21 protein-coding genes are annotated in these 18149 nt (G+C 52.5%); 8 read left to right on the forward strand and 13 right to left on the reverse strand.

The genetic code is table 11. The features are described from left to right. Position 1: 1 nt before the first annotated feature. Genes E0765_RS05955 through E0765_RS05965 form a run of 3 tightly spaced genes read left to right on the forward strand, consistent with a single transcriptional unit; the run spans position 2 to position 1928 of the window. A complete protein-coding gene (locus E0765_RS05955) occupies positions 2-358 on the forward strand; it encodes a c-type cytochrome (RefSeq protein WP_165921685.1) in 357 nt (118 codons plus the stop codon). After that, positions 355-1401 carry a lipid-A-disaccharide synthase gene (gene lpxB / locus E0765_RS05960; protein WP_132812311.1) on the forward strand — a complete coding sequence of 349 codons (1047 nt, stop codon included), beginning with the start codon at positions 355-357 and terminating at the stop codon, positions 1399-1401. The genes E0765_RS05955 and lpxB overlap by 4 nt, the downstream gene beginning before the upstream one ends. Continuing rightward, positions 1398-1928, forward strand: a complete 531-nt coding sequence (locus tag E0765_RS05965; RefSeq protein WP_132812312.1) for a hypothetical protein — start codon at positions 1398-1400, stop codon at positions 1926-1928. Before lpxB ends, E0765_RS05965 begins: the two co-directional genes overlap by 4 nt. Before the next feature lie 3 nt (positions 1929-1931). On the opposite strand, the gene E0765_RS05970 is transcribed toward E0765_RS05965, so the two are convergent. Beyond that, the gene (locus tag E0765_RS05970) at positions 1932-2315 is read right to left on the reverse strand and encodes a thioredoxin family protein (protein WP_132812313.1); all 384 of its coding nucleotides are present in this window, start codon (positions 2313-2315) and stop codon (positions 1932-1934) included. Continuing rightward, positions 2315-4120: a protein-disulfide reductase DsbD gene (dsbD, locus tag E0765_RS05975; protein WP_132812314.1), complete on the reverse strand. Its 1806-nt coding sequence runs from the start codon at positions 4118-4120 to the stop codon at positions 2315-2317. Before dsbD ends, E0765_RS05970 begins: the two co-directional genes overlap by 1 nt. 137 nt (positions 4121-4257) lie before the next feature. Between dsbD and E0765_RS05980 the strand changes: the two genes are divergently transcribed. Both E0765_RS05980 and ppk2 read left to right on the forward strand, forming a co-directional pair. After that, complete coding sequence (locus tag E0765_RS05980) at positions 4258-6180, forward strand: thioredoxin domain-containing protein (protein ID WP_368666171.1); 1923 nt, start codon at positions 4258-4260, stop codon at positions 6178-6180. 22 nt (positions 6181-6202) lie between these two features. Next, positions 6203-7132, forward strand: coding sequence for a polyphosphate kinase 2 (ppk2, locus tag E0765_RS05985; RefSeq protein ID WP_132812315.1), 930 nt, complete (start codon positions 6203-6205; stop codon positions 7130-7132). Positions 7133-7167: 35 nt separating this feature from the next. Here the strand turns inward: ppk2 and thrC are convergent, their stop codons facing one another. Next, positions 7168-8640 carry a threonine synthase gene (gene thrC, locus E0765_RS05990; protein WP_132812316.1) on the reverse strand — a complete coding sequence of 491 codons (1473 nt, stop codon included), beginning with the start codon at positions 8638-8640 and terminating at the stop codon, positions 7168-7170. Positions 8641-8807: 167 nt separating this feature from the next. Between thrC and E0765_RS12705 the strand changes: the two genes are divergently transcribed. The 3 genes from E0765_RS12705 to E0765_RS06005 all read left to right on the forward strand — a co-directional run bounded on the left by E0765_RS12705 (position 8808) and on the right by E0765_RS06005 (position 13632). Next, positions 8808-10787, forward strand: coding sequence for an HD domain-containing phosphohydrolase (locus E0765_RS12705; RefSeq protein WP_132812317.1), 1980 nt, complete (start codon positions 8808-8810; stop codon positions 10785-10787). 97 nt (positions 10788-10884) lie between these two features. Further along, on the forward strand, positions 10885-12054 hold the full coding sequence (locus E0765_RS06000) for an NAD(P)/FAD-dependent oxidoreductase (RefSeq protein ID WP_132812318.1): 1170 nt from the start codon (positions 10885-10887) through the stop codon (positions 12052-12054). A gap of 420 nt (positions 12055-12474) precedes the next feature. Further along, positions 12475-13632 (forward strand): tyrosine-type recombinase/integrase, encoded by a 1158-nt coding sequence (locus tag E0765_RS06005; protein ID WP_165921686.1) that lies wholly within the window; start codon positions 12475-12477, stop codon positions 13630-13632. Position 13633: 1 nt separating this feature from the next. Here E0765_RS06005 and E0765_RS06010 read toward each other — a convergent pair whose 3' ends face one another. The 10 genes from E0765_RS06010 to E0765_RS06055 form a co-directional block, all read right to left on the reverse strand. Further along, positions 13634-14440, reverse strand: coding sequence for a DNA adenine methylase (locus E0765_RS06010; RefSeq protein ID WP_132812320.1), 807 nt, complete (start codon positions 14438-14440; stop codon positions 13634-13636). Between the two features lie 98 nt (positions 14441-14538). After that, complete coding sequence (locus E0765_RS06015; protein ID WP_132812321.1) at positions 14539-14757, reverse strand: hypothetical protein; 219 nt, start codon at positions 14755-14757, stop codon at positions 14539-14541. Then, the gene (locus E0765_RS06020) at positions 14754-15104 is read right to left on the reverse strand and encodes a hypothetical protein (RefSeq protein WP_132812322.1); all 351 of its coding nucleotides are present in this window, start codon (positions 15102-15104) and stop codon (positions 14754-14756) included. The genes E0765_RS06015 and E0765_RS06020 overlap by 4 nt, the downstream gene beginning before the upstream one ends. A gap of 2 nt (positions 15105-15106) precedes the next feature. Continuing rightward, the gene (locus E0765_RS06025) at positions 15107-15322 is read right to left on the reverse strand and encodes a hypothetical protein (protein WP_132812323.1); all 216 of its coding nucleotides are present in this window, start codon (positions 15320-15322) and stop codon (positions 15107-15109) included. Beyond that, on the reverse strand, positions 15315-15881 hold the full coding sequence (locus E0765_RS06030) for a glycoside hydrolase family 108 protein (protein ID WP_165921687.1): 567 nt from the start codon (positions 15879-15881) through the stop codon (positions 15315-15317). The genes E0765_RS06025 and E0765_RS06030 overlap by 8 nt, the downstream gene beginning before the upstream one ends. Next, on the reverse strand, positions 15874-16053 hold the full coding sequence (locus E0765_RS06035; RefSeq protein WP_132812325.1) for a hypothetical protein: 180 nt from the start codon (positions 16051-16053) through the stop codon (positions 15874-15876). Before E0765_RS06035 ends, E0765_RS06030 begins: the two co-directional genes overlap by 8 nt. A 3-nt stretch (positions 16054-16056) precedes the next feature. Next, the gene (locus tag E0765_RS06040; protein WP_132812326.1) at positions 16057-16401 is read right to left on the reverse strand and encodes a hypothetical protein; all 345 of its coding nucleotides are present in this window, start codon (positions 16399-16401) and stop codon (positions 16057-16059) included. Then, on the reverse strand, positions 16401-16664 hold the full coding sequence (locus tag E0765_RS06045) for a hypothetical protein (RefSeq protein ID WP_132812327.1): 264 nt from the start codon (positions 16662-16664) through the stop codon (positions 16401-16403). Before E0765_RS06045 ends, E0765_RS06040 begins: the two co-directional genes overlap by 1 nt. Beyond that, positions 16661-17236 (reverse strand): hypothetical protein, encoded by a 576-nt coding sequence (locus E0765_RS06050; RefSeq protein ID WP_132812328.1) that lies wholly within the window; start codon positions 17234-17236, stop codon positions 16661-16663. The genes E0765_RS06045 and E0765_RS06050 overlap by 4 nt, the downstream gene beginning before the upstream one ends. Positions 17237-17245: 9 nt before the next feature. Further along, positions 17246-18136, reverse strand: a complete 891-nt coding sequence (locus E0765_RS06055) for a tail fiber protein (RefSeq protein ID WP_132812329.1) — start codon at positions 18134-18136, stop codon at positions 17246-17248. Positions 18137-18149 lie beyond the last annotated feature (13 nt).

The raw sequence follows: 18149 nt of genomic DNA on the forward strand, positions 1-18149 counted from the left end.
AATGGCGAAGTTATTGTTATTTTTCTTTCCGATGATCGTTTTTGCGGCGGGTGATCTCTACACACAGGGAAAAAAGCTCTATTTTTCGAAAGGGTGCAACGGCTGCCACGGTATTTCGGCGGCCGGTTCCGCCCAGTATCCCGCACTGGCGTATCGGCGCAAGGCGTTTCTGTCCCACAAGCTCAAAGAGTACCGCGCCAAAAAAGGCTCCACCCAGCTCTCGCAAATGATGATCCCCTTCGCCATGGGACTTAGCGACCGGGAAATCGATGCCCTCACCACCTTTTTGGGAGAATACCGCGAAGGCAAAAGCACCTATTCGCCCGATATGAGCAACCGGGGAGACGGAGGATCATGAAACTTCTCATCAGCGCACTGGAGCACTCCGCAAACATCCATTTACGCTATCTCGTCAGAGAACTCGGTGACGAAGTCGAATTGTGCGGTATTTTCGATTCGTCGCTGGGGGAGAGCATCGTCGATCTGCGTTCGACTTCCATCATGGGGTTCGTCGACGCGCTTAAAAAACTCCCGTTTTTTTTCCGCCTCAGAGACCGGATGCTCGAACTTGCCGCTACAGCCGACAAAGTACTACTGATCGATTCCTCGGGATTCAATCTCCCCCTGGCCAAAGCGATCCGAAAACGCTATCCCGAAAAAGAGATTATCTACTACATCCTCCCCCAGGCATGGGCGTGGAAGAAAAAACGGATCCCGGTGCTGGAGCGGACGATAACAAAGCTCTGCTCGATTCTCCCCTTCGAACCCTCGTATTATTCGAAAGAAGCGCCCATCGAATACGTCGGCCATCCGCTGCTGGATGAAATCGACATCCGCAAGCGTGATCTATCCCCCAGCGGAAAAATCACCTTCATGCCCGGAAGCCGTCCGGGCGAGATCAAACGGCTGATGCCCGTTTTCCGTGAGCTTCGGCCGATGCTCGAATGCAACGCGCTGCTGGTCATCCCCCCCCATTTTACCCAAACGCAGGTAGTGGAACTCTACGGCGACATAACGGGGTTCGAGATCGTCCACGAGGCGCATGCGAGCCTCGCCGAATCCGACTTCGCTTTTATCTGCAGCGGTACCGCGACTCTCGAAGCCGCGCTGATCGGAACGCCGTTCGTTTTGGTTTACATCGCCAAAGCGCTCGACTACGCGATTGCCAGACGCCTCGTCAAACTCGATTACGTCGGGCTTGGGAATATCCTTTTTTCACACGCCTTCGGCCGCCCTTTGCATCCCGAACTGCTGCAAAACGAAGTGTATGCCCAAAATCTGTATAATGCCTATCGTCAAACGGATACGGCCGCTTTTTTCAGCGATGCCGAACGTCTGCGCGGCCTTCTGGGACACGGAAGCGCCAAGCGCGTCAGCGAAATTATCAAGGATTTGAAATGATCAGACTTTTTTCATGGATGAAAACATCCCTCAAACGCTTTAAAGACGAAAAAATCGTCCCTTATATTTTTACGCTCAGCGACGATCCGATGCTGTTTCGGGATATGCTCAACACCAACAAGATGTACCAGGACGGGCTGAAGCTCGAAGGGAAAATTCCGGGCTTCCGCCTGAGCATCGGACGTAGCTATGTCGTTTTCATCGCACTGTGGCATCTGATTCTTTTCCCGGCATCGGCGATTTTTCACTCGGTGCTGGCGAAAATCGACTGCCACCTCCTCATTCTGATGGCGGTGCTGTTCACGGGGATGTTTTTCGCGACTTATGCGATGTTCAAAGAGTACATGATCGATACGGTGGCGCTGCGGATTATCAAAAAAGCGTGGGAGAACCATTTTCCCCATTTCGATTACGATCTTCACGCCAAAGAGGTGGCGAAAATCTATTCCGAAGCACTCGACAAAGAGATACCGCACAAAAATCTGCAGCTCTACATTCTCGACCGCCTCGTCGAGGGAAAACGGTAAAAATTATTTTTTATACTTGTTCAGAATCCCCATAAAGGTGGGGATATTCGCGGCACCGTCGTGGCGCCCGATTTTTTTCCCCGCAGCGTTCAGAAAATGGAACGTCGGGGTACCGATATACGAAAGCCCTTCGGGGACGAAATCGTTATGGATGTCGATGTGGACGGGGACATAATATTTGTGTATCTCCGTACTGATCGCCTTCTCCTCGAACACGACATCGTTCATGTATTCGCACGCCGGGCAATTTTCCCGTGAGAGCATCACCATCACGTTTTTCTTCTCTTTTTTGGCCTGTGCGAGCGCCGCATCGTACGACGGCGCCCATTTGAGTTCGGCAAATGCGCACGAGGCGACAAGCGACAAAGCGAGGATGATTTTTTTCATCAGAGTTTCCCTAAATGATCTAAAAATTCTCCGGGTTCTTTAAACCCGACGATATCGGCACTTTTCATCCGCGTACCGTTCTGATCGAAGAACAAAATGGCCGGGGGGCCGAAAATGCCGTATTTCGCACTGATCGCTTTGGCCGCCTCATCGTTGGCAGTAAGATCGACTTTGACCAGTACGAACCGGTCCATCGCGGTTTTGACCGCTTCGTCACTGAAGGTTTTTTCCTCCAGTTCCTTGCACGCGGTACACCAGTCGGCATAAAAATCGACCAGTACCGGTTTCCCTTTGTTTTCGGCCAGAATCGCTTCGAGTTCTTCGATCGAAGTGATTTTTTCAAACGTTTTATGCGATGAAGCTTCGACGTTTACGGCCCCTTTTGCGGGGAGGAACGGATCGAGAGGATGGAGCGGGTCTTTGGCTCCGCTCATGCCGCCCAGGAGCAGCGACATTCCGTAGAGGAACAGGATTATTCCCAGCGCTTTTTTGTTCGCACGGTGGCAACGGATGCAACGTCCGCGGATCGGCTCGAGGGCTCCGATATTGACCGCTACGAATACCGCCAGGGCTCCCCACAGCATCATCGAAATGTTTTCATCAAGGATACGGCTGATCATCCAGATAGAGACGCCGATGAGCATGACCCCGAAAATCGATTTGACCGTATCCATCCACGGTCCCGGTTTGGGCATGAATTTACCCGCACTGGTTCCTACCGCGATCAGAGGAATCCCCATTCCGATGCTAAGTGCGAACAAAGCGACCCCGCCGAGCAGCGCGTCCCCGGTCTGTCCGATGTAGATAAGCGCTCCGGCAAGCGGAGCGGCGACGCAGGGACCGACGATCAGAGCCGAGAGGAACCCCATGACGGCAACGCCGACAATACCGCTGCGGCGGCCGCTGATCTGCGTAATGCGCGACTGGATCGCGTTGGGGATCTGGAGTTCGAAAAGATCGAACATCGACATCGCCAGAATGACGAAAATCAGGGCAAAAAGGGTGATGATCCACGGCGTCTGGAAAGCCGCCTGGAGATTCGCGCCGAACAACCCGGCCAGCACCCCGGCAATCGTATACGCCACCGCCATCGCCAATACGTAGACGACGGAGAGCCAAAACGCCCGCTTGGTCCCAAGACCTTCCCCCTGTGCGACGATCACCGAAGAGATGATGGGCACCATCGGGAAGACGCACGGCGTCAGCGCGAGCAGAAGACCGAATCCGAAAAAGCTCAGAAGGATGAACCAGAGGCTACCCCCCTCGATCACCTGTGCGATCCGATCGGTTTCGGATTTTTCCTGGGCAGCGGGTTTGGGCGCCGGAGCCAGGTCAATCTCGCCGGAGGTGACCGCAGGGGCTTTGAGGATTGAGGAACCGTCTGCGGAAAGAAGCTTGTCCGCATCGACTTTGACGCTGAGAACAACTTCCTGGGGTTCGTAACACAGCCCCGCGGCCGAACATCCCTGATAGGCAAGTTTGACTTTAAGCTCTTTTACCCCTTCGGCATCGCCGTCGCGAGCCAGTGCGATCCGGATCGCGGGAGAGTTTTCGAAAACTTTCTCCCCTTCATGGTCGACCGGATCGGCCATCGTGACCGATTTAAAACCGATGCCGTCTTTGGGATCGGCATCTTCGACCTTCACTTTGTCGGCATACAGATAGATCTGGTCACCCAACTCGATCTCAATCGCCGCGGTCTGATCGTCGGCCATTGAGATTTTGGGTTTAAATGCCTCTTCGGGCTGTAAAAACCCTACCCCGTACAGGGCAAAAGGAAGAAGGAACAACCATAGGAAACGCATAGCAAAACCTTATTCTGAATATCTTCCAAATTGTACCGCATAAAGCTGTAGCAAAGCCTTGAGAGCAACATTGTTAATATTTTTCAGCTTTCTCATAGCATCGGGTGTTACACTAGCGCAACTTTAATAACCGGGAAATGAATATGTCCAACCGTCTGGCCCACGAAGACTCCCCCTATCTGCAGCAACACAAAGACAACCCGTTTGACTGGTATCCGTGGTGCGACGAAGCGTTTGAACGCGCGCGCAGCGAAAACAAGCCGATTTTCATCAGTATCGGTTACAGCAGCTGCCACTGGTGTCACGTCATGGAGCGCGAAGTATTCGAAAACGACGCGATAGCCGAATTTGTCAACCGCCACTTCATCTGCATCAAGGTCGACCGTGAAGAGCGCCCCGACATCGACAAACACTACCAGGAGCTGCATATGCTCCTCAACCGCCGCAGCGGCGGATGGCCGCTTTCGGTTTTCTGCACCCCTCAGAACAAACCGTTCTACGCCGCGACCTATATCCCCCCGCACAATCGGGACCGGATGATGGGGTTTAGCGAGCTTTCCGAAATCATCGCGGCCAAAGTGGCCGAAAACGACGAAAAACTGTTTTCGAACGCCGACGAAATCGCTTCGTTCATGCGTCCGGACACGACGCCCGTCCAAGCCACGACCCTCACCGAAAAAATCGCCGAACTTTACGTCAAACAGACCCGTCACAATTTCGACGAGACCAACGGCGGATTTTCCGCCGCACCGAAATTCCCCCATGTTTCAACCCTGCGAACGCTGATGCGTCTTGAACGCCTCACCCCCGATCCCCACATCAGGCATATGGTACAACATTCACTCGAACAAATGGCGCTGGGAGGAATGTACGACCTTGTCGACGGCGGATTCTGCCGCTACAGTACCGACGCGTCGTGGCTCGTCCCCCATTTCGAAAAAATGACCTACGACAACGCTTTGTTGTGCAGCCTCTACAGCGAAGCCGCAGAGGTTTACGACGAACCCCGTTTTGCGAACGTCGCCCGCGAAATCGCCGATTTCATGATGAACTTCATGTCCGAACAAGATCTTTTCTACAGCGCCAGCGATGCCGACAGCGACGGAGAAGAGGGAAAATACTTCGTTTATTCCTACGACGAGATCTTCTCCGCGCTTGAAGCGTGCGGCGTTGTCGATCCAGACCGGGCCGCACGGGAGATCGGCGCGCTCCCCGAGGGAAATTTCGAGGGGAACTGCATCGTCCGCCTGGGTTTCGCCGATCGTCCCGAATGGTTTGACAAGGTGCGCGATCGCCTCGCTCTTTTGCGGAAGGGACGAAACTATCCGTTTGTCGACCGCAAAGTGATCACGGCATGGAACGCGATGATGATCAATGCCCTCTTCGTCCTCGGAAAAAAAGACGAGCGTTACCTCTTGCAGGCGAAACGAAGCCTCGCCATGCTTCTCTCATCCATGTGCGAAGGGGATATCCTCAAACACTCCGCACTTATCGGGAAAAGGGCCAAAATCGACGGTTTCCTCGAAGACTACGCCTACCTTTGCGCCGCGTTGCTCGAAGGGTACCGCACAACCTTACACGAACCCTACCTCATCGATGCCCAACGCTATGCCAACAAAGCACTGGAACTTTTTTACCGGGAAGGTAAATGGTATTTCAGCCGCGGCGCGTTCACGACCGAAGCGGAACTCGACGACGGTACCTATCCGAGTTCCATGGCGGTGATGGTCGAGGCACTGATGGACCTGGGGACGCTGATCGATCCGAAATACCGTCATTTCGCGTTCAAAAGCCTCGAATTCGCCTCCCTCAAACTGATGAAAACGCCGATCTATTTTCCGGCGCTTACCCTTCAGGCCGTACGCTGGCTCCATCCTGAGCGGCTGATCAAAGCCCCTTCGCAAAAACTCGCCGCCATCGAACAATCTCCGGCATATCCGTTCGTACTGTACCGAAACGATGAAACGCTCGAAGCCTATCTCGTATGCGGGGAAAACGCGTGCTATGCGACGACCGACGATGCCGCTTCCCTTGACGGGATCATCCGCTCGACGTTATAATAGCCAAAACACAGGAGCAAGGATGGGAGCAAAACACTCTATGGCCACCGCAGAGATTGCCGCTGCCGATAAAATCGAGGACATCGTCCACGAAGACCGCCGCAAATCGCTAAATCCGAAGCCGGTCAAAGAAAAACGGCGCAAAGGGGACAAAGAGGAAAGGCTTCCCGTCTGGGTTAAAAAATCGGTCCTCGAATACGAACAGGAACTCAAAAAGCTTCAGATCGAGCTTCTCAAACTCCAAAACCATGTCAAGGAAAAAGGTCTCAAACTCCTCGTCATCTTCGAAGGTCGCGACGCAGCCGGAAAAGGGGGAACGATCAAACGGATCACCGAGCATCTCAATCCCCGCGGAGCACGGATCGTAGCCCTTGAGAAACCTTCAGACGTCGAAAAAACCCAATGGTATTTTCAGCGTTACGTCGCGCATCTCCCCAGTGCGGGAGAGATGGTATTTTTCGACCGCAGCTGGTACAACCGCGCAGGGGTCGAACCGGTCATGGGGTTTTGCAGCAAAGCCGAGCACAAAGAGTTTCTCGATCACGTCGCCGAATTCGAGCGGATGCTCGTCAACTCGGGGATCATCCTCTTCAAATTCTATTTCTCGGTTTCGAAAGAAGAGCAGGCCCGCCGGTTTAAAGAACGAAAAACCGATCCGCTCAAGCAGTTCAAACTTTCCCCCGTTGATGCCGCTTCGCAGGAGTTGTGGGACAAATACACCGAGGCCAAATACCAGATGCTCAGAGCCTCCCACACCGGGATCGCCCCCTGGGTGATCGTCCGTTCGGACAACAAGAAAAAAGCGCGGTTGAACTGTATCAGACATATTCTCTCAAGCATCGAATACCCTACCAAAAATCCGCCCGATCTTAGCGTATCGAAAAAAATCGTCGTGTGGGGAGCCGAAGAGATCAACCGGCTCGAAACCGTACTCTCGAAAAAAGAAAAGTAAAAAGAGGTTCCTGCCCGCGGGAGGGGAAGGAAAGATTAGTTCAAAAAGGAGAGAATTTCGTTTTCGATATTCTCTTTGTCGATTACCGTCGCCTGGGTGACCGGTTTGGTGAATAACCCCTGGATCATGGCAGGGATAGGGGTGGAAGCGGTTTTGGAGATCGCTTCGAGGGCGTCGATATCCCGCGCTCCCGTCTCTCCGGTAAGGGCGTTGGCGATCGTCGGAGAGAACTTGGTCCACTCGGCGGTCGAATACACGATCGTTTTGATCGGTTTGGTGGCACAGCAGTCGTACGCTTTGAAACAGGTAGCCGTATGCGGGTCCATCAGGTATCCCCCGTCAAACGCCTCCTTGATGTACCCCTTGCCTTCGGCACCGTTGCAGTAATCGGCGGCGAAAAGCGACTGGAGCTTCATCGTCTCGTCATCGTTCAGGGCATAGAAACGCTCGCTCTCAAGTCCCTTCATCAGTTCTTTGGTCCGCTCAGGTCCGAAAAGATCGAACAAAATCCGCTCGACGTTGCTCGAAATCAGGATGTCCATCGCCGGAGAAGTGGTCGGAACCACCTTCTCGCCGCGCAGATCGTAACGCCCGGTGTTGATGAGGCGGGTCAAGACGTTATTTTCGTTCGAAGCGATGATGATTTTCTCGACCGGAAGCCCCATTTTGTACGCGTAGTATCCCCCCAGCGCATTCCCGAAATTCCCGCTCGGAACGTTAAGGTAGACTTTTTCGCCCATGACGATGACGTTCTGGCGCACCAGTTCGAGGTAACTGTGGATATGATAGATAATCTGGAAAATGATCCGCCCGAAGTTGACCGAATTGGCAGCCGAGAGGGAGATGTTTTTGGCTTTGAGGGTCTCTTTGAACGTTTGCGAGCCCAATAGCCGTTTCAGTGCGCTCTGAGCATCGTCGAAATCCCCCTTGATCCCGATGACTTTGAGGTTAGGGGCATCTTCGGTCACCATTTGCAACCGTTGTACGTCCGACGTACCGCCGTCGGGATAAAGACACGCGACGCGGACGTTGGGGCGGTTTTTAAACGTCTCGAGCGCCGCGGGGCCCGTGTCACCGCTCGTGGCGGCAAGAATCAGGTACTCTTCGCCCCGTTTTTGCGCGATGGAGCTCAGAACGACGCCGAACGGTTGCAGCGCCATATCCTTGAATGCGCGGGTCGGGCCGTGATAGAGTTCGCTGACGTAGAGGTCGTCGCGTACCTTGACCACAGGAACGGGATTGGCGGGATCGTCGAACTTGTCATAGAGGGCCAGTGCCTCATCGATGACCGAAGCGTCGATATCGATCGCCAGAGTCTGCAGCAGATCTTTCGCCAGCTCTTTATAGGACGATGTACGATGTTTGTTCAAAAATGCTTCGCCCAGATCGGGGAGCTCTTTGGGTACGTACAATCCGCCGAACGAGGCGATAGGGCTCAAAATCGCTTCGGAGAAAGTGATTTCCAGGGGGTGGTTTCCGTCATTTCCGCGTGTTTCAATAAATTTCATCGTGCCACTTTTAAAATTTTTCGGTGATTATAACAAAGAGGCTCTCACGGATGGCTTAGGGCGCAGCGTAATCGTTTCATTCTTCGACTGGATCGCAAAATGCATCGCAACAAGGGTTTACACAGTCTCCGTCCGCTAAAATATCAAAAAAATATCAAAGGAACGCGATGCCCTCGATCAGCATTATAAACCGGCTACGTCTGTTGCTGTCGGTTCCGATGTTCCTGATCGTGCTGGCCTCCCTGGCCTACGGATACTATCTGTTCAACCAGATGAATACGCTGCAGACTCTGCACAAACGGGTCGATCAGATCAAGTACGTCGCGGTGCTGATCCATGAACTGCAATCCGAACGCTCCCTGAGCACGGCGGCCCTGACCCGCAACAGCGCCGATACGGAGCCGGCGCTGCTGCTCCAGCGCGACAAAGTGAATCTCGCGCTTCGTAACCTCAGGGGAATATCCGACAGTGAAACGACCGCTTTCAAATCCTCGTGCGCCACGTTCGATACCCTCGAGCGCCATCGCCGCCATGTCGACAAGGGATCCGTTCGCCCGATCGATTCATTCGATTATTATACCCGCCTCATCAGCCAGATGCGTTCGGATTACCTCGCCATCGTCCTCACCGTCAGCGACGTATCCTTGCGGAACGACTTTCAGGCCTACACCAATCTTATGGCGATCAAAGAGACCCTGAGCCAGATGCAATCGCTGCTGAATACCTCTTTTTCCCAAAAACGGATGGGGCATGAGCTTTATGTACGTCTGATCCTCTCCAAGGGGGAACACGACACTGCGGCGGGACGCTTCGAAACGCTCGCTTCCAAGCGGTTCCGCACCATGTACCGCGAAACGTTCAAGGGGCCTGAAATCGACACCACCTACCGGATGATCGACCTCTCGATACGTTCCCGGGGGGAGTCCTCCGCCATGGTTCCCGCCGAATGGCTCCGCCTTAGCGCCGTTTCGCTCGATAAACTGCGCATTAGCGAAAAACATAATTTCGCGGTGATCGAAGACAAACTCCATACCCGCATCTTCGAAGCGCGCGAGTATCTCGTCATCGTCATCGCCCTCCTCTCTCTGACCATCGGACTGATCTTGTGGATGGGATACCGGATCGCCGACAATATCCGCAAAAACTTCAAGCTTCTCGACGAATACAAAAACGCCGTCGACCGCAGCAGCATTGTTTCCAAAACCGATAAAAAGGGGCGGATCACCTACGCCAACGAAAAGTTTTGCGCCATTTCGGGGTTCAGCCATGACGAACTGATCGGAAAGCCCCACAGCATGGTCCGGCATAAGGACATGCCCAAGCAGACCTTCAAGGATATGTGGGCGACCATCATAAAAGGAGACCCCTGGCACGGCGTCGTGAAAAACCGGACCAAGGAAGGGTCGTATTACTGGGTAGACGCAACGATCAATCCGATCCTTGACCACAAAGGGAACATTGAAGAGTTCATCGCGATCCGCAGCGATATCACCGAAACGATCCGGCTGCACGAAGAACTCGAACAGACCCAGCAGGAGATGATCTCCCGAATCGGGGAGATCGGCGAAACCCGCAGCCGTGAAACCGGCTACCACGTACGGCGGGTTGCCGAATATTCCCGTCTTCTCGCACAGAAATACGGTCTAAATGAAGAAGAAACGACCGTACTGGCCAATGCCAGCCCGATGCACGACATCGGCAAAGTGGGTATTCCCGATCATATCCTCAACAAACCCGGCCCGCTGACATCCGAGGAATGGGAGGTCATGCGCACCCACTGCCGCATCGGCTACGATCTCTTCCGCGATTCGTCCAAACCGCTCCTCAAAGCGGCCTCGATCATCGCCTTCGAACACCATGAAAAATACGACGGTTCGGGATACCCGAGGGGACTCAAAGGGGAAGAAATCCATATTTTCGGTCGGATTACCGCCGTTGCCGACGTTTTCGACGCTCTGGGGAGCGACCGATGCTACAAAAAAGCGTGGGAACTCGACGATATTCTCGCCCTGCTCAAAACCCAGCGCGGGACCCATTTCGATCCGACGCTGATCGATATCTTTTTCGACCATCTGGACGAATTCCTGGCGATCCGGGACGCCTACACCGAAAAAAGCCATTATTCGCCGGCGGAAGCAGAATCATAATTAAGTCATATTTTTATAAAAAGTATATATTATACAAATCAAAACGCTGCTCCTGACGGGCAGCCTGAAGATTTAATTTCAAGACGTGAGAGCATCCATGAAAAACGTAACCATCCTGGGCGGCGGAATTGCCGGAATCGAAGCCGCCATTTATTACCGTAAAGAAGGTTTCGAAGTCGAACTCATCAGCGACCGCAGCTATCTGTTCGTCTACCCCATTGCAATCTGGATCCCCGTCCACGTCAACCGCTTCGACGACGCCACCCTTTCACTGGACAGACTCGCCGCACGGCACGGATTCACACTGACGATCGACCGCGTTACCGCCATCAATGCCGCGACCCGTACCGTCACCCTTCAAGAAGGGGGAGAACGAACAATAGCGCACCTCGTCATTGCGATCGGGGCGGGCAAGATGAAACACGAGGGGATCGCCCACACCCTCTCGATCTGCGGCGAACCGGAGCAATCGCTTCAACTCAAAGAAAAGATCGACGCCCTGATCGCCCGCGGCAGCGGCAAGATCGCCTTCGGCTTCGGGGGTAACCCCAACGATTCCAGCGGAGTGCGCGGAGGGCCGGGATTCGAACTCTTTTTCAACCTTCATCACCGTCTCAAAAAACTCGGAATCCGCGAAAATTTCGAAATGACCTTTTTCGCACCGATGCCCTCTCCCGGCGCCCGCATGGGGAACAAAGCCCTGGGCATGATGGAAACGATGTTCAAGCGCAACCGCTTCGCAACCCGTTACGGCAAAAAAATCAAGCGCTTCGAGGCCGAGGGGATCGTTTTCGAAGACGACACGACCCTCCCAAGCGATCTGACGATGTTCATCCCCGCCGGTGACGGTTCTGAGCTAATCAAAAGCTCCGACCTCCCGCAAAATGCGGCCGGATTCATCCGCATCGACGGCCACTGCGAAATCGAAGAGGTTTCGGGATGGTACGCGATCGGGGATGCCACGGCGCTCGAAGGGCCGGATTGGAAAGCCAAGCAGGGACATATCGCCGAAATCATGGCGCGCAATGCCGCCCACAACAGCGCCGTCTCGTTCGGCCTGAAAAACGAACCAAAAAAAACCTATCACGGACATCTGAATATTCTGTGCCTGATGGATATGGGCAACGGGGCGGGTTTTGTGTACCGTGACGACGCCAAAGCCCGACTTATTCCGATGCCGCTCGTCGGACACTGGCTCAAAATGGGATGGGGATGGTATTATAAACTCTCTAAAATGGGTTATATTCCAAGATTGCCGGGGCTGTAAGCAGTAAACAGGAGCCCCATAAAATAAGTATTTCCGCTCCATTTTATTGTTACGATTTGAAGGATATGCGAAAAACCTATTTACGGGATGTGAAACTTTATACGATATGGCATCAAAATGGCATCAAAAAAACGGTTGGAAGAAAATTTTTTCTACGGACGTACCATTACCGAACAAAAGAGTGAAGTGACTGAAAGCGATGGATTTTCGATTAATTAGAAGGATGGTGCGGTCGAGAGGACTTGAACCTCCACGACATTGCTGCCACTAGAACCTGAATCGAGGATTCAAACTATTCTTAACTGAGCATTTTGCCTATATTGCGGTATTTCTTTTGCCTAATATCTATTCCTGATGTATCCTTTTTGGGTACAATCATTCCTCAAAAGTTGCACCCCAAATTGCACCCGAGGAATAGAAATGGCCCAACGTCTCATCAAAGTAAATCTCAGGGGATACCAATGCCGCGGCATCTATTTTGAAGACTCGCAAAACCTCTTTGAATCCTCCGAAATAGACGACTCCTCTCCTCATCAAAAAATTAAACCACCTTTTAAAATTATTCTCCGTACTACTGTTATGAAGCGCGGCAAAAAAGTCACTTCTAAAAAAACCTTCCCGTTTACCGACAAGGGCATCACCTTCAAGCGTGCCGTTGAAAAAGTATCCTCTCAGCGTGAGAGTTTCCGTGATGATCTCACCTTTAAACGCAAAGAAGAGGTGAAAAGGAACGTGACGCTCAGAGAGGCGTGGGATCAGTACATCTCGGAACGAGAGGCGAATGGAAAGCTCTCGAAACAAAACATCGACATTCAAAAACTGGTATTCGACAAATACATGGAAGAGATAGAGCATCTCCCAGTGTCACAAATAGAGACTGAAGACCTGCAGCAGATCGTGAACTCTATCCTGGCATCCGGGAAAAAACCCCGCACAGCAAAACTGATCCAGGACTATCTCAGGCCTTTTTTCAAAGCGGCGAAGATTATCCCTAACCCAGCTACGGATATTGAGCTACCTACATTCGACAATACGGTCCGTTTCGAATTATCGAAGCCAAAAGCAAAAGCTCTGGTGCAGGCAATGTCATCTTACCCAGAGCCAACAATCCGGGGGGTAATGTCTTTTTTGCTGGACGGCAGACGTCTTGGAGAGATTCTACTCATGGAGTGGACATCGGTCAATATTCCAAGCCGATCGTACACGGTTCAGTCATTCACCACGAAGAACCGCAAAACAGCCCAGTATCAGCTCAGAGATGATACGGAGGAAGCATTGGACGCAATCCCGAAGATATCGAAGTACATCTTCCCGGCACGGACCGACACGAACAGACCGATGAGTAAGGAGACGTTCCGTAACCACTGGGTAAAAATCCTGCAAGAGCTGGATATCAATATGAGAATCCACGATATCAGGCACCTTATCGGAGGTACCCTTGTAAACTCAGGGGCGACGCTGGAGCAGATCGCCGCGGTTCTTGGCCACAGTTCTACTACGATCACCAAAAGGTACTCAAAGGTCAAAAAAGAGACGGCCGCTAATGCACTGAACCAGTTTCATGATGCTATGAAGTGACTCAAAAGAGCACACCCATCGCCTCATCATCTTCATAGTTAGATATGAACACCTCCCGCACCGCTTTCTTTTGATGCCCCCCGCCTAACGTATAATCGATCTCTCGACTCGATCGGATCACCATGTCCGCATACAGTTCCCGCACCAGGTCGCAGTCGTTGTAGCTCAGAAGAAATTTTCCGCGAATGTTCTGCAGCAGATCTGACAACAGCCTGTGTTCTGCCTCACCGAAACCGCCAGTATTCTGATAGTAGCTTTCCGTGTCGACGTATGGCGGATCACAGTAGAAAAACGTATCCGGGCTGTCATACGTCAGGATCAGTTTTTCGAAGCTCATGTTTTCGATTGTCACATACCGAAGCCTGCGCGACCAGACGTAGAAGTTTTTATGCAGATCCTTCGGACGACCGTTTTTGGCCGACATTGCGAAATTGGTACCTTTCGATCCGAAGCTCTGCGTCAGCGAGTAGTAATAGAACGCAGCGCGCTCGATGTTGTTTCTTGGCTTCATACGTCCGGCGACGACGTCGTCGAACAGTTCACGGCTGACTAGCAACCGGCTCAGATACATCGAGAGCGACTGCGGGTTTGTCCTGATCGATCGGTGGAGGTTGACCAGTTCGCCGTTGATGTCGTTTACGACCTCGGCTTTCTTGGGAGATATGGGAGCACGTTTGCGATAGAGGACGTTGAGAGCACCACCGAATACTTCAACGTAGAGACGATGTTCCGGCATCATGGAGACGATATCATCGGCGAGTTGCGATTTACCGCCGATCCATCCGAATGGCGCTTGAAGACGCTGCATGTCATTCCTTTGCACCGTGACATATTTTCACGGCCATAAAAAGATATCGGAAATAATCCCGATACCGCAGCAGTCTTCACCGGGTGCTGTGGTCCCAATCAATCACACTCTTTTTTAGCCTCCCTCAACTCATCCCGCTCTCTGATAATATCCGCCAACGTCTCAGCATCATTCACGCCTGATTTCGCAGGCTGTACTTCTTTGGTCTTGCATTTGACAGGAACATTTACCTCTACGACACGATCGACATAGACTGTCTTTCCAGAGCAACCGTGCAGCATAAACGCTGCGATCAATGCAAATATGATCCACTTCATCTCACCGCCTCCTGCACCATCGATCTCATTGCCTGGCATTCATCATTACCACTGAGCGCTGCGACCTCTTTGCGCTTTGCCTCGTACCGCTTCCATATCTCTTTCGATTTTTCCTCAAACTGTGCAGCCCGTTTCTCCGCATCGATGCGCTGGGCTTCTACAGCGTAGTTCAGATCGACTATGGCCTGACGCAGTGCGTCCTGCTGAAGCTCCGAGAGCTTCGCCTCTGCGGATAGCGTCACGATGGTTGCGTCACGATCTTCCACCCGCTCGGAGTAGATGGACCATACCTGATAAAGCGATACGGCCAGCAAAACAAGCATAATCTCCCGCCAATATCGCAGCACCATCACTTATCCTCCATAGACTTGGTCGTTACGGTACGAAGGTACCACCCCAGCACCCCGATCGCGACGATGAAAAACCCGTAGTTATCATCACCGACGAGGGATCGAAACTCCCCAGTGTTCGCCTCTATCAGCCCCACAGCGACGAGCATCGCGTTGAATAACTGCGTTTTTGATTTCCACCAGTTGCGGAAAATTTTACGGATGATATTACGCATTTTGAGCCCTCTCGATCCAGCCGTCCAGAAACACCCCCTGACTCGGATCGCGTCGCACGATCTCGCGCACCATCTTGACCCGCTCGGTACGCAGCAGCGTTTGGAGTGATTCCTGTGCTGGGTATGCGTTAATCTTCGCGGCAGTTGCCGGGCCTATATCTCCGTCTACCTTCGCCCCAACTATCCGCTGCACCGATTTGGCCGGTGAACCCTCTCCGCTGTTGACGGCCCAGTCGTAGAGAATGTTCGCTACTTCCTGCGACTTGATCCGGTCCCCCTCGATGTCGTCCCAAAAATTGACCAGGTAGAAGCGGCGCACAAGCTCTTTGAGACGTGGCTCTGCTTCGAGTATTTTGTCCACCTTACGCCAGCTCGATGGGGAGTGAATTTCGCGCGGGAATTTCGAGCGGTGCGCGTCGATTAGTTCCCACCCCTTCCACATCGGCCAGTATTTCCGGGCGATGCCGTGAAATGTCTCTCCACCACGGTCTCCGATGTGGTTCGCATAGCCCCCCTCATTCTCTGCAGTACGCGCATAGGCGATTGAAAAATCAGCCATTTTTTCTTCCTCCTTCGTAAAATTGAGCGACCAGCTCATGGAGCTGAACATTGTTTTCACAGAGCTGAATCAGCGTCCGTTCGTCCGATGCGAACTTCGCGTAGTCGGCGATGATCTTCCAGCCCTGCCATGCCGGGAACTCGTCGCGGCTGATTCCTTTGTAATCTTCCATCCGCTACCCCCTCTTCCCGTTCTCAAGGTAACCGAGGATCTTCCCCACTCCGGTTTCGATCGTATCAAACCGCCCGTCGATGTGTTTCTCGAACTGCCGGAACAGCTCTTTGGATACATACTTGTCATCGCACTCCCGCGCCGTGATCGACGCGCTCTGTTTTGTCCGCAGTTCCACGATCGATTCGCCGTGTCCGTCGATCCTTCCCCCCAGCCCGTTGACCGAGTTCTTCAGCGACTCAATCTCCTTGCTGTGCCGCTCACCCTGTGCCTTCATCATGGCCCATGCTCCGGCAACCGACGCGATGATCCCGCCTCCACTTATGATCAGGCTCGTTTCTACAACCATCATTCCCCCCTTGACAGATAACAGTGATTGTACTCGAGCTTAGAGAGCAGGCAGCACACGATGTTGTCGAACCGTGTTGCGATCCCTTTTTCTTTGCGCCGATGGATATGCGAGCTGATCGTCTCGTCCTGAGAACCGTTCCAGACCAGAACGTTGAAGAACTGATCGACGGCGAGAGCGAGACGAAATCGGCGAGAGCGCTTCTCCATATCGGATTCAAATTTGTCATACAGTGCAGAGAGCTGTTCTGGTGTGCGGGTCATTGGAAAAACTTTCCACGTTCAAGGATGAACAGGAGGGAAAAACTCTCGAACTCAGCCTCTGCTATGGGTAATTTCGTACCGTTTTTGAAATGGATCACGGTTTTTATTTCGGTTTCAGTAGGAAGCTCGCCCTTGGTGATCGCATCTCTCAACCGCTTAAATGTAGCCTCCACCTGTATCATCCCATCCCCGTCATCTTTTGTGACTGAGATATAACGGTCTGTTCCGTCTTGATTGGTTCCGTATTTGAAGCCGAGCAGCATAGCTTTGTCTCTGAGCTCTGAAGCGATACGGGCATCATATGCGGCTTTCAGTTCGGCATCCTCGACCCACACCCACAAAGCTTCATTCCATAAGCTGTATTCGTTTGGCTGTTCCGGTTTTTCTTTGGGAGCCTCACGGTACTCCCATGCTGTTCCGTTCCAGTAGATTTCAAAGCCGTCCTTGGCGATAGGCGGTGCCTTATCCGTCGCTAGGGCCGGGATCAGGTACGTATCTGGTTCGAGTGGGGATGGATCAGCTTTTGAGATCCCTGCGAATTTTCCGTTTTCTTCATAATTGTAGATTTTCATAGGAACTCCTTAATATTTGATGCATGCAAGCATGGCGATATTGCGTGGGCGCGTTTCTGAACCGCCTGATGATGTAGTTGTAGCCCACGCACCCAATGATGATCCGGATGAAGCAGCTACACTGGTAACAGCTGGTACGTTACCGTATAGCCCAAGGTTGTGTGAGTGCGACTGGATATCTCCTGATTGTGAACTACCAAATGCACGACCGCTATCCACGCCTCTGCCATCATCCCATCCGCGCAGAAACTCTCCACGCAAATCAGGCAGTTTGAATGTAGTCGACCCATCTCCGGCACCGAATGTAGTACCGATAGCAGCAAACAAAGCCGCATAAGCAGTTCTCGATACCAACGCTCCATTGGCTTTGATCCAACCGCCAGGGGGAGTGCTCTGAGCAAAATAGCAAACAGTACCGGCAGGTATGGCTAAAGATAAATCAGATAAATTTGCTTTTTCGGCAGACAACTCATCTAATGCAGCTTTTACTTTTGTTGCACTCAGCCCACTCGTCTGATTGTCGTAATGAATCGATCCTGCATCATTCATGGCTATCCATGACAATGGTGACTCTGTCGGGCTTTCCGTGGTGTTCTCCAATACACGATACACTAGACCTTGCCACTCCCATGATTCACCAACAACGGCGGAAGACACACCTGCAACAAAACTGCCTTGGAAATTTGCAGCGGAAAGCGCTGCAGCCGCCGCCGCGTTGGTGCTCACTTCTTTTTCATTGATGTTTTGCTCGGTCGCATTGATCTGTGTGACGAATTGAATGAGCTTCACCCCAAATGAAGCCATCCATGCGACGAACGCATCGGAGCGGGTCCGAAAAGTAGCCGCGTCTGCCGAACTTGGTGCATCCGGAGGTGTTGTAAATTGGACATTGATTGCCATGTATTTCCCCTTT

Source organism: Sulfuricurvum sp. IAE1, assembly GCF_004347735.1.
Taxonomy (GTDB): domain Bacteria; phylum Campylobacterota; class Campylobacteria; order Campylobacterales; family Sulfurimonadaceae; genus Sulfuricurvum.

Coding starts and splice junctions, on each gene's coding strand:
- E0765_RS05955 (WP_165921685.1), top strand. CDS start 2: ATGGCGAAGTTATTGTTATTTTTCTTTCCGATGATCGTTTTTGCGGCG.
- lpxB (WP_132812311.1), top strand. CDS start 355: ATGAAACTTCTCATCAGCGCACTGGAGCACTCCGCAAACATCCATTTA.
- E0765_RS05965 (WP_132812312.1), top strand. CDS start 1,398: ATGATCAGACTTTTTTCATGGATGAAAACATCCCTCAAACGCTTTAAA.
- E0765_RS05970 (WP_132812313.1), bottom strand. CDS start 2,315: ATGAAAAAAATCATCCTCGCTTTGTCGCTTGTCGCCTCGTGCGCATTT.
- dsbD (WP_132812314.1), bottom strand. CDS start 4,120: ATGCGTTTCCTATGGTTGTTCCTTCTTCCTTTTGCCCTGTACGGGGTA.
- E0765_RS05980 (WP_368666171.1), top strand. CDS start 4,258: ATGAATATGTCCAACCGTCTGGCCCACGAAGACTCCCCCTATCTGCAG.
- ppk2 (WP_132812315.1), top strand. CDS start 6,203: ATGGGAGCAAAACACTCTATGGCCACCGCAGAGATTGCCGCTGCCGAT.
- thrC (WP_132812316.1), bottom strand. CDS start 8,640: ATGAAATTTATTGAAACACGCGGAAATGACGGAAACCACCCCCTGGAA.
- E0765_RS12705 (WP_132812317.1), top strand. CDS start 8,808: ATGCCCTCGATCAGCATTATAAACCGGCTACGTCTGTTGCTGTCGGTT.
- E0765_RS06000 (WP_132812318.1), top strand. CDS start 10,885: ATGAAAAACGTAACCATCCTGGGCGGCGGAATTGCCGGAATCGAAGCC.
- E0765_RS06005 (WP_165921686.1), top strand. CDS start 12,475: ATGGCCCAACGTCTCATCAAAGTAAATCTCAGGGGATACCAATGCCGC.
- E0765_RS06010 (WP_132812320.1), bottom strand. CDS start 14,440: ATGCAGCGTCTTCAAGCGCCATTCGGATGGATCGGCGGTAAATCGCAA.
- E0765_RS06015 (WP_132812321.1), bottom strand. CDS start 14,757: ATGAAGTGGATCATATTTGCATTGATCGCAGCGTTTATGCTGCACGGT.
- E0765_RS06025 (WP_132812323.1), bottom strand. CDS start 15,322: ATGCGTAATATCATCCGTAAAATTTTCCGCAACTGGTGGAAATCAAAA.
- E0765_RS06030 (WP_165921687.1), bottom strand. CDS start 15,881: ATGGCTGATTTTTCAATCGCCTATGCGCGTACTGCAGAGAATGAGGGG.
- E0765_RS06035 (WP_132812325.1), bottom strand. CDS start 16,053: ATGGAAGATTACAAAGGAATCAGCCGCGACGAGTTCCCGGCATGGCAG.
- E0765_RS06040 (WP_132812326.1), bottom strand. CDS start 16,401: ATGGTTGTAGAAACGAGCCTGATCATAAGTGGAGGCGGGATCATCGCG.
- E0765_RS06045 (WP_132812327.1), bottom strand. CDS start 16,664: ATGACCCGCACACCAGAACAGCTCTCTGCACTGTATGACAAATTTGAA.
- E0765_RS06050 (WP_132812328.1), bottom strand. CDS start 17,236: ATGAAAATCTACAATTATGAAGAAAACGGAAAATTCGCAGGGATCTCA.
- E0765_RS06055 (WP_132812329.1), bottom strand. CDS start 18,136: ATGGCAATCAATGTCCAATTTACAACACCTCCGGATGCACCAAGTTCG.